Annotated in this window: 10 protein-coding genes; 2 read left to right on the top strand and 8 right to left on the bottom strand. The window is 41.8% G+C overall.

The genetic code is table 11. From position 1 onward, the window contains the following. Window positions 1-398: 398 nt before the first annotated feature. On the top strand, window positions 399-1,046 hold the full coding sequence (locus tag G586_RS0116760) for a prolipoprotein diacylglyceryl transferase family protein (RefSeq protein WP_196811630.1): 648 nt from the start codon (window positions 399-401) through the stop codon (window positions 1,044-1,046). Between the two features lie 47 nt (window positions 1,047-1,093). On the opposite strand, the gene G586_RS0116755 is transcribed toward G586_RS0116760, so the two are convergent. From G586_RS0116755 to G586_RS0116730, 6 genes are all read right to left on the bottom strand, one after another. Further along, window positions 1,094-2,137: an ATP-binding protein gene (locus G586_RS0116755; RefSeq protein WP_026528629.1), complete on the bottom strand. Its 1,044-nt coding sequence runs from the start codon at window positions 2,135-2,137 to the stop codon at window positions 1,094-1,096. Window positions 2,138-2,330: 193 nt separating this feature from the next. Beyond that, on the bottom strand, window positions 2,331-3,503 hold the full coding sequence (locus G586_RS27100; RefSeq protein WP_242832045.1) for a rhodanese-like domain-containing protein: 1,173 nt from the start codon (window positions 3,501-3,503) through the stop codon (window positions 2,331-2,333). A gap of 32 nt (window positions 3,504-3,535) precedes the next feature. Beyond that, the gene (locus tag G586_RS26360; protein WP_155834247.1) at window positions 3,536-3,706 is read right to left on the bottom strand and encodes a hypothetical protein; all 171 of its coding nucleotides are present in this window, start codon (window positions 3,704-3,706) and stop codon (window positions 3,536-3,538) included. A gap of 138 nt (window positions 3,707-3,844) precedes the next feature. Continuing rightward, window positions 3,845-4,147, bottom strand: coding sequence for a hypothetical protein (locus tag G586_RS0116740; RefSeq protein WP_026528627.1), 303 nt, complete (start codon window positions 4,145-4,147; stop codon window positions 3,845-3,847). Window positions 4,148-4,348: 201 nt separating this feature from the next. Continuing rightward, complete coding sequence (locus G586_RS0116735) at window positions 4,349-4,540, bottom strand: hypothetical protein (RefSeq protein WP_026528626.1); 192 nt, start codon at window positions 4,538-4,540, stop codon at window positions 4,349-4,351. Between the two features lie 57 nt (window positions 4,541-4,597). Continuing rightward, the gene (locus tag G586_RS0116730; RefSeq protein WP_026528625.1) at window positions 4,598-4,921 is read right to left on the bottom strand and encodes a putative quinol monooxygenase; all 324 of its coding nucleotides are present in this window, start codon (window positions 4,919-4,921) and stop codon (window positions 4,598-4,600) included. A gap of 202 nt (window positions 4,922-5,123) precedes the next feature. Between G586_RS0116730 and G586_RS0116725 the strand changes: the two genes are divergently transcribed. Further along, window positions 5,124-6,956 (top strand): amylosucrase, encoded by a 1,833-nt coding sequence (locus tag G586_RS0116725; protein WP_026528624.1) that lies wholly within the window; start codon window positions 5,124-5,126, stop codon window positions 6,954-6,956. Between the two features lie 64 nt (window positions 6,957-7,020). Here the strand turns inward: G586_RS0116725 and G586_RS25205 are convergent, their stop codons facing one another. After that, a complete protein-coding gene (locus tag G586_RS25205; protein WP_026528623.1) occupies window positions 7,021-8,559 on the bottom strand; it encodes an ion channel in 1,539 nt (512 codons plus the stop codon). A 335-nt stretch (window positions 8,560-8,894) separates the two neighbouring features. After that, window positions 8,895-9,067 (bottom strand): zinc ribbon domain-containing protein (locus tag G586_RS25790; protein WP_155834245.1); only part of this gene is annotated, 173 nt, incomplete at its 5' end.

The following is a 9,067-nucleotide window of genomic DNA, read 5'->3' as shown; positions in this document are numbered from 1 at the left end:
CCAATCAGGCCTGGAAGAACCTTTGCCCGCCAGCACAGGTTTAAGCTTCCGATAAGTTTCTGCTATCGTAATTAAACAATAGAGTTCCACCATTTCCATATACAATCATACAACATTTATACTGATGAAGACACCTCTCTATTAACATTAGGTGATTTCGTCTTTTTGTCATGCTTGTCAATTGTCAATGTGCAGTATAATAATATTTCTATAGCGATAAATTATGCTGAGGGTAGTGCAATAGCTTGGCTTTCGGAACTTATTGATGATGTGTCATGCTAAAGTTAACCGAACATATCTTTGGCGTTGGTTAATTCATTCTAAAGTTAATGACATTGGTTCAGGATTGTCTTAAAGATAAATAATACAAATGATCCGATATAGGAGTTTGGGGGACTATGTATAGAATAATGATTCTCGCCTCATTTATCTTAGGCATTCTGGTATCTTCATATATACTAAAAAATCGAAAAATCCCAACCAGGATAATCATAATGTCGCTTTCGCTTGAGCTTATGCTCAGTGTATATCTGGCACTTATGGTTACGTATCTGTTATCAGGTGCCAAAGGTTATGGGCTTAACAGTACCGGCGGAGCGTTTGGAATGCTTCTTGGAGCACTCATCTTTTCATTTATTACTCCGCAGTATAAGGATGCTTTCTGGAATGCCTATACTCTGGTACTTCCTCTTATGTATGGCCTTGGTAAAATTGGCTGCTCCTTTGCCGGGTGCTGCGGAGGGATTTCATACAACGGAATATGCCATGTTCACACAGCGGAAGGTGACTTTTTTCCTATACAGATCCTGGAAGCATCGATATTCCTTCTGATATTTGCCATGTCGGTTTTTATGTATTTAAGGAATCGTTTTGATCCGATAAAAGCTGCTATCATATACAGCTTAATAAAAATATTACTGGACTTTTTAAGAGCGTCACATGAAAATAAAATTATCAGTACAAATCAGGTCATGTGCATGGTAGTAATAGTGCTGCTTCTTATGATAAGGATCAGGGAAAAACATGGACAAGGTATCAAAGAATGACGAATTAACAAATATCTCGTGGATTTCTCCTTGATAGACACTTTTCATTAAATTATATCAGCATGAAGCATTACAAACTCTTCAAACCTTGGAAGAATCAGGAATAATGAGCCATACTGACTGGCATTGACCAGACCCTTGCGCTTCAATCTGTCCCTATATACAGAGAATTTTGATGTAGACATTCCTAACGCTTCCCTTATGGAGGTCACATTTGTGTTATGATGGGATGCCATTTCTATCAGAACCTGTTTATCTGTCTCTGAGAGCTCACTCCAAATTTTGTTGTAAACATACTCCTCGAGATACTGATCATATTCGGGATAAATATCCTCAAGACTCTTATCTTTGTTATTCCACATGAGATATCCCAAAAGCTGGAACGCATAGGAATATCCCTTGGTCAGCTTCGCCATTTCCTCTGCCTTCTCATAATCACAGGAAAAAACCTGCTGGTACTTCGCTATCATCGCTGTATAATTCAGAGGTTCCAAGACAATCTTAGGAGCCCTATATAAAAAGGTGAGAGATTTTTCGTTCTGTAAATTATAGATATTTTCATAAAGACCGGTCATGACCAAATAAACCGGGTACTCTTTTCTAAGGAAAATCTGAAAGGCCGCAGCAAACACGCGTATATTCTCGCTTTTTGTAACCTCATCAATAGTGATGAGTAGCTTTTTCCCAGCCTTCTTGACATGCTCAAGCATTTTATCTATAGCAACCTCTATATCTGTGACAGGGGCTGCATTTTCCAGAGTAACACCAAGTCCCAATGCCGAGAAGTCCAGCTTCGCCTTTATGAAAAGAGCATGCAATTCAGGCATCGAATATAAAGCGGCAGCAAGTTTGCTTAGCATATCCCGTTCCGGGTTTAATTCCACGGAAATCCACTTCTTATCCTGTGTAAGCGTGGATGCTATGGTTGTCATCAAAACTGTTTTCCCGGATCCTCTTACTCCCGTGATCATATAGGTCTGGCTTGAGGGATCATCGCTGTTAAAATCTTCTAATATCTGATTGGTCTGTGTGATTCTTGAGATGAATTCAGATGGTTTCTTTCCAAAAGATAACGTAAACGGATTGCTCATTTTATACCTCTTTATATCTTTAAACTATCTTTTATATCTTTTTATATCTACAAGAGGATTTTATATCTTTTTATATCTTCAGTCAACGCTATCCCGGATGTTTTCCCGAAGTTCCATTCTATTCTTTTTATTTCGCATTATCAGATTGTAAATGTAAACACCAAAAACCTGCAAGTTTACCCACTTTTCTTTATCATTCAAGCACCAGTTCTTCACCCGGTCTTATAATCAGTCTTCCGGGAACATCAAAGCTTTCAGCTACCTCCGCATCAAAGCAGTTGGTCTTATCAGTAGGAATCATATGATAAGGTATGCTGTGCTTTGCGCCGACAGTTTTAGCGCACTCTATTGCTTCCTGAACGTCCATGTTGTAGACTCCGTCGCAGCAAAAGAATGCATAGTCCAGCTGTCTGTCTGAAAGCTCCTTCATCTGAGGAGTTGTGGAGGTGTCTCCGGAAAGATACAATGTCACACCGTTAGAAAAAGTAAGAATATATCCCACACATTCCTTCTCATAATGATTCTTGTTGTAGCCTGCCTCCACTGCCTCAACCTTTACATATCCCAGGTCAAAGCTCTGATGCTGTCCATCTTTCAATGCTTCTGTCCAGGTGATAGTCTCACAGTCCGGATTCTTTGTAGTTATCAAATCCGTCTGTATGTGATCATAGTGTCCGTGTGTCATAAGGATCAGATCTGCAGGCATGTCATAGCCTTCCCCTGCAAACGGATCCACGTAGATTACCTTTCCTTCAGAAGTGGTAATCCTCATGCTTGCATGTCCCTGATACAAAATTTTAGCTGCTTCTCCCATGTCATCTCCTCCATTTTCTGCTACATCATTGTTGATATCTGTATCTTTTGTTACCGGAAGCGCCTCCATATTCTGCGAGGCGTCATCAGTACTCGCTTCTACATTCTGCGAGGCGTCATCAGTACTCGCCAGAGGCTCTCCTTCTTCGATGTCTCCCGTCCAATCGATAATGCCTCCGAACTCGTAAACATTTGAGTATCCCATATCAGCAAGTTTCTGAGCTGCCTCCTTGCTACGTCTTCCGCTGCGGCAATATACAAGGATTATCTGATCAAAATCAGGAAGCTCCTTAGGCGGCTCCACATCTATACTTTCGTTAGGGATTAGGATTGCACCCGGAATATGTCCCTGTGCATACTCATCCTCACGGCGAACATCGACAATAACATGTCCGTCGTCCCTTTCCATCATCTCCTTTGCCTCATCCTGGGATATCTGCGTGTACTGAAATGTTTGAAACATTCCATCGCCGTCCATGACCTGTCCCTTTTCCCCGCATGCTGCAACTATGAAAAGGAGCATAACTCCTAAAACAATCCACCATTTTTTCATCTGCAATAGTACCTTTCTTGTGTGGTCTATATTTAAAATGAAAGCGTCTCAAGCATTCCTGCCGGTGCATGCTTCTGAACAGTCCTTGTGAGAGTAAGAAGCATGTATTTTGCATCGCGTTCCGACATCTCTTCTATAAGCTTATGCAGCTTTTCATCATTCTTCTCCAAAAGTATACTTGCAAACAATTCCGATCTGTTCATTGCTTCCCCCCTCCAAAAAATGCGTCCAAGAATTTTATTCGTTCTCCTAAATCATTATACGTGTTATCGCTGATACATTGAACTATATACGCAAAAAAAGAGCGATGTGATTTAACACATCGCTCAAAAAGTCATCAATCAATTGAATAATGTATACTCTCCGATATAAGGAAGAGGCTCTTCGCTCATTCTGAGCGCCCTTACGATTCCCATGATGGATAGTACAAAACATGCAATTCCAAGGATGCTTCCAGCAGTTGCAAGGATTCCTCCGGCTCTTGCAATGATTGTTCCAACCGTTCCAATAAGATTGATGATAAGTGCCTGATTAAGATGTCTCCTAACAAGTGTATCATTTCTATCACGCATCAGGAACGATACAACAAAACCGATCCATGTGATATAGCTAAGTACTGCAAAAAGTCTTGAATTCTTATACATAACAGTGTCCTCCTCATTTAGGCTTTCGCCTGAAAACAATTTGTTTTTAATTACGCATCAGTTCATCTGATGTTTATAGTATAAGGAAACTCCCTGCCGTAATATATATCCATTATGATAAAAAGAACCCCGTTAATTCGCTAATGTCGCAATTCAGAGCAGAAACTTTTTATCTCCCCCCCCATGAAAAGTCACGTAGCTTCAGCCACCAATAACTTCAAGATCATCAGCGCTGTAGTAGTATGGTGTGGGATTTTCGTGATCTCCGTCTATATCAACACCAATATTTTTTTCCTCGCTGTTATGCAGAATACTTTCAACTACTCCTGTATAGCCCGCATTAACCTCGCAGGTTTCCTTAATTCTTACCTTCATTCCAAGCTCAATCTTCATACCAAAACCTCCCTTTTTTTCATACTATTATAATCTATTTCCCTTTTTTGGCCTCTGTTATTTTCTTATAAATCCCTCATCACCTGAAGGCAGATCTTCCGAAACAAATCTTTCCACCTTCATGTGAAGGTCATACTTATCGCGAAGCTCAGCAATCGTCTGCATCATTGGTGAAGCATGGTGTGCGTCTATCGCCTCCTGGCTCTCCCATGAATCGACCAGAAGGACGGTTTCCGGATCTGTCATCGGCAGAAAATACTCATAGCGGACATTCCCTTTTTCCGCACGGATTTTATCCGCAGTTCCACTCTCTTCCATCTCTTTTGCAAACGCACGGGCGTTACCATTTATTCCTGTATAGTACAGATTAACTGTAATCATATGATCCCCCCTTTAGTTTTTCTAATCATACCACTTTTTTAAATATAGCAAAGAAATTTCAATAATAATCAAATATCCCTACAAAATTTAACTTTTATGGCCGACTAATATATAATATATTAGGACTGTAAGTCAGCCATGATTTTATGATTAGTGGTTATTACTGTTTTGACTTTCACATTATTTTTTCGGAGGCACATACGTGAAAAAAAGAGATCCTTTATTTGAAAAACGACTCCTTAAATACGGAGATGAGCTTAAATGGCTATATAATGAGCTTTACGATGATGAGCATGCGTATGAGTATTTTATTTCGATGCTCTATGATTTTTTCCAGCAAAGAAGCTCTGAACTTAAGAAATGGGATGCTGAAAAAGAAGCCGATCCCAGATGGTACAAGGGCAGCAATATGCTTGGAATGCTCATGTATACAAACTGCTTTGGCGGCACGTTAAAGGGCGTCTCGGAGCATCTCGATTATATCGAGGAGTGCGGAGTCAACTATCTGCACCTTATGCCGCTGCTTGAAAGTCCCAAGGACAGAAGTGACGGCGGATATGCAGTCTCTGACTTCAGGAAGGTCCAGCCGGAGCTTGGAACCATGGAGGATCTTGTGGCGCTCTCTTCAGAATGCAGAAAGAGAGGGATCAGTATCTGCCTCGATTTTGTTATGAATCACACAAGTGAGGATCACGAGTGGGCCAGACGTGCCAGGGCCGGGGAAAAAGAGTTCCAGGACAGATATTTCTTTTATGATGACTGGAATGAGCCTAATGATTACGAGGAAACTGTTCCTCAGGTTTTCCCTCAGACCGCACCCGGAAACTTCATTTGGTGTACGGCAGCAAATAAGGTCGTAATGACGACTTTTTATCCATATCAGTGGGATCTTAATTACAGAAATCCTACAGTGTTTAATGACATGACCGCCAATATGCTCTACCTCTGTAATCAGGGCGTGGGAATCATAAGGCTGGATGCGGTTCCCTATATATGGAAAACGGTCGGCACCAGCTGCCGTAATCTTCCACAGGTGCATACTCTGGTTAGGATGATGCATATCGCATCCAAGATTGTATGTCCTGGAACACTTTTCCTGGGCGAAGTTGTAATGGAGCCCTCCAAGGTTGTGCCGTATTTCGGAACCCTGGAGAAGCCTGAATGTCAGATGCTTTATAATGTCACAACCATGGCCAGCACTTGGCACACTGTGGCTACCAAGGATGTCAGGCTCCTTAAGCATCAAATGGGAATTTTGTTCTCACTTCCTAAGGAGTACATCTTCCTCAATTACCTCAGATGTCACGATGATATCGGCTGGGGCCTTGACTATGACTATCTGAAGCAATATGGCGTGCAGCAGGTTAGTCACAAAAAATACCTCAATGATTATCTAAGGGGAGCTCTATATGAGTCCTCATCAAGGGGTGAGCTTTACAACGATGATCCCGCCCTGGGCGATGCAAGGCTCTGCGGAACCACGGCTTCCCTGTGCGGAATTGAGGCTGCGGAATATGAGCAAAACAGCGACAAGCTTTCATGGTCTATCCGTCTGGATATTATGCTGCATGCATTTTTGCTGACACAGAGCGGCATTCCGGTACTGTATAGCGGCGATGAGATCGGACAGCTTAATGACTATGGCTATCACAATGATCCGGTTAAATGTGATGACAGCAGATACCTTCACCGCGGCGATTTTGACTGGGATAGCGCGAAATGCCGAAAGAAACGGGGAACACGTCAGTGGCAGCTTTTTTCAGCGATAACAAAGCTTGTAAAAATCCGAAAACAGCACAAGGTCTTTGACTCGGCTGCCGACGCATGGATCGTGGAAACTCACAATGATAATATTCTTGGAATTGGCAGATATTACGATGGTGAAAAGATGATAGCCCTCTTCAACTTTGGAGACTATGACGCAGTGGCCTACATCAACGAGGAAGGCAACTATAAGAACCTTCTCACCAGAAGAAGATTTGATGCGAAAAACGTAACCGTTCCCGCGCACGATTTTTTGTGGCTTGCATATTAATAGTTTTGGATAATACCAGGGGACGGGGTTAGAAGGCCATTATTGGTCCTCTAACCCCGTCTCTCTATTCCATGTAGGTTTTAAGGGACTCCCAGGCATAGCTGTCCTTGACCTTCTCATCAGCAGGTAGGTCCTCGAAAGGCAGCAATAGGTTGTGTTCACGCTGTGAGTCATTTCTGGTCTTTGCATAACGCCAGTTATTTACAATGTGGAATCTGCACCATCTCTCGTGTTCCAGCTTCCAGAGCTCACTTTTTTCTTCCTTCGTCAGCTTTTCGTATTTAGCATATGCTTCTGAAAAATCATCAGCCCCAAGAAGTCTTAGCTTTATACCTACGTGGTCTGCCACAGCCAGATTTGACTGGCGTTTGAACTCCGAAAGTTCATTCCATAAGGGCGCTCCCACGTTGTTCTTAGCATAATTTCTATGCATCTCCATAGCGGAGGCATTCAGTTTTTCCTTAAGTACCATATCTGCGGTGTATATATCATCGTCTAAGCCAAATGAATACACATCCTTTTCATCGATATTGCAACCAAACAGAATGTGTATCTGGCCCTTTACAACATAATACTTCCTTATGTCGCTGAGATACTGAAGGTTTTTCTCTTCATCATCGTCGCAGAGTATTATTCTGCTGGCATTCTCGATAATTTCATGTTCGCTGTGCCAATTAGAATCATGGAAAAATACGGAATCTCGCGCTTCGTCCTTTTCATTTATTGAGAAATAATCTCCAAGGCAGTAATGCTCACTGCAAAACTCCTCACTATCTCCAAATACGTGATACTGAACGCTCTGTCCAATTCTCACAACATTTCTCGTCAGTGCCTGCTCCAGGAGGTATCTGCCGTGGTGTCCCATTCCGATTATGATGACACTCTCATCCTCTTTGGTATCAAGCGGCTTATCATTCCAATACAGCCTTGCAGTAATCTCGTATCTATTGAATAAAAACAAATTAGCGGGAATAAATTCAGGAACATAATCTGTCATGCAATAGCAGGAAAACGGCAATTCTGCGCCGTTTAGATAGGATTTACAGGTATTTCTGTACTCCTGATAGTTCTCATGATCATTCTCGGTATCCCGGGCAAATATCAGATAAAGTCCGCTCTTATCTGCCTTTTTCTCTATCACCTTATCAAAGCTCCGGTTAAGGATAAGAACTCCGTTATCGACCCTGTCGCATTTGTTTCTAAGGCAGATGAACAGGCCGTTTTCGGACTTCTTAAGATCTCTTATTAGCATTTCCGTATGCTCGTTATACTCGGAAAAAACGTACCATTTTTCACTGCTGTTCATGGTCAGATAAAACAGCGGTAACATATCTGAATTGAAGAACCTTGCAAGGCTGGCTATTATAAAGCCCAACAAGCCCATGCTGCCTAATACAAACAGAACTCCCAGCACTTTTCCAAACAAAGTAACAGGATAAACATCACCATATCCTACGGTGGTCAGCGTGACGATCATGTACCACAATGCATCCTGGAAGGATGTGATCGATGCCTCATCAGCTCCGCTCTCAACAAGAAATAGTATAAAACAGAGTCCCAGCATCGAAGATATGATTCCAACAAAACCCAATTTTTTCTTCATTACCGATTCGCCCCAAATGTTCCGATGTCATAATGTTTTGACATGCAGTATTTATACCTGATTGCATATGTTATTTTATTATATACGAATACGACCTCTTTTTCCATTAAACCTTAAGTCTAACCATTATTTTTTCGAAGGTATTCCTCCTTGGGTATCATCGGAGTTTCAAGTACCATCTTGGTTTCATCAGTTGACACTCCCACAAGCTAAAGCTTGATGGGATTCTTGCTTCAACCACCACGGTTATTGTCACACTCTCCGTAGAGAGCAGTTTTCCCAACGATGTCCACAAGCGTTTGGTTCGGCATAGCCCATGCCTACCTTGTTATTCGTTAAGCCGTCACGCGAAGTGACAGACCCATTTTTAGTATGTTTTTAGCGGCATTACCATCACGATCATGGTATGTACCACAGACAGGACATTCCCATTCTCTAATGCTGAGATTTTTAATATTAAGATTCTTATATCCGCAGCATCCACAAGTCTGACTGCTTGGATAGAATC

This window comes from Butyrivibrio sp. VCD2006, assembly GCF_000423925.1.
In the GTDB taxonomy this organism is placed as follows: Bacteria; Bacillota; Clostridia; order Lachnospirales; family Lachnospiraceae; genus Butyrivibrio.
The sequence above is the reverse complement of the archived record's forward strand: the minus strand, read 5'-3'. Positions and strand labels throughout refer to the sequence as shown.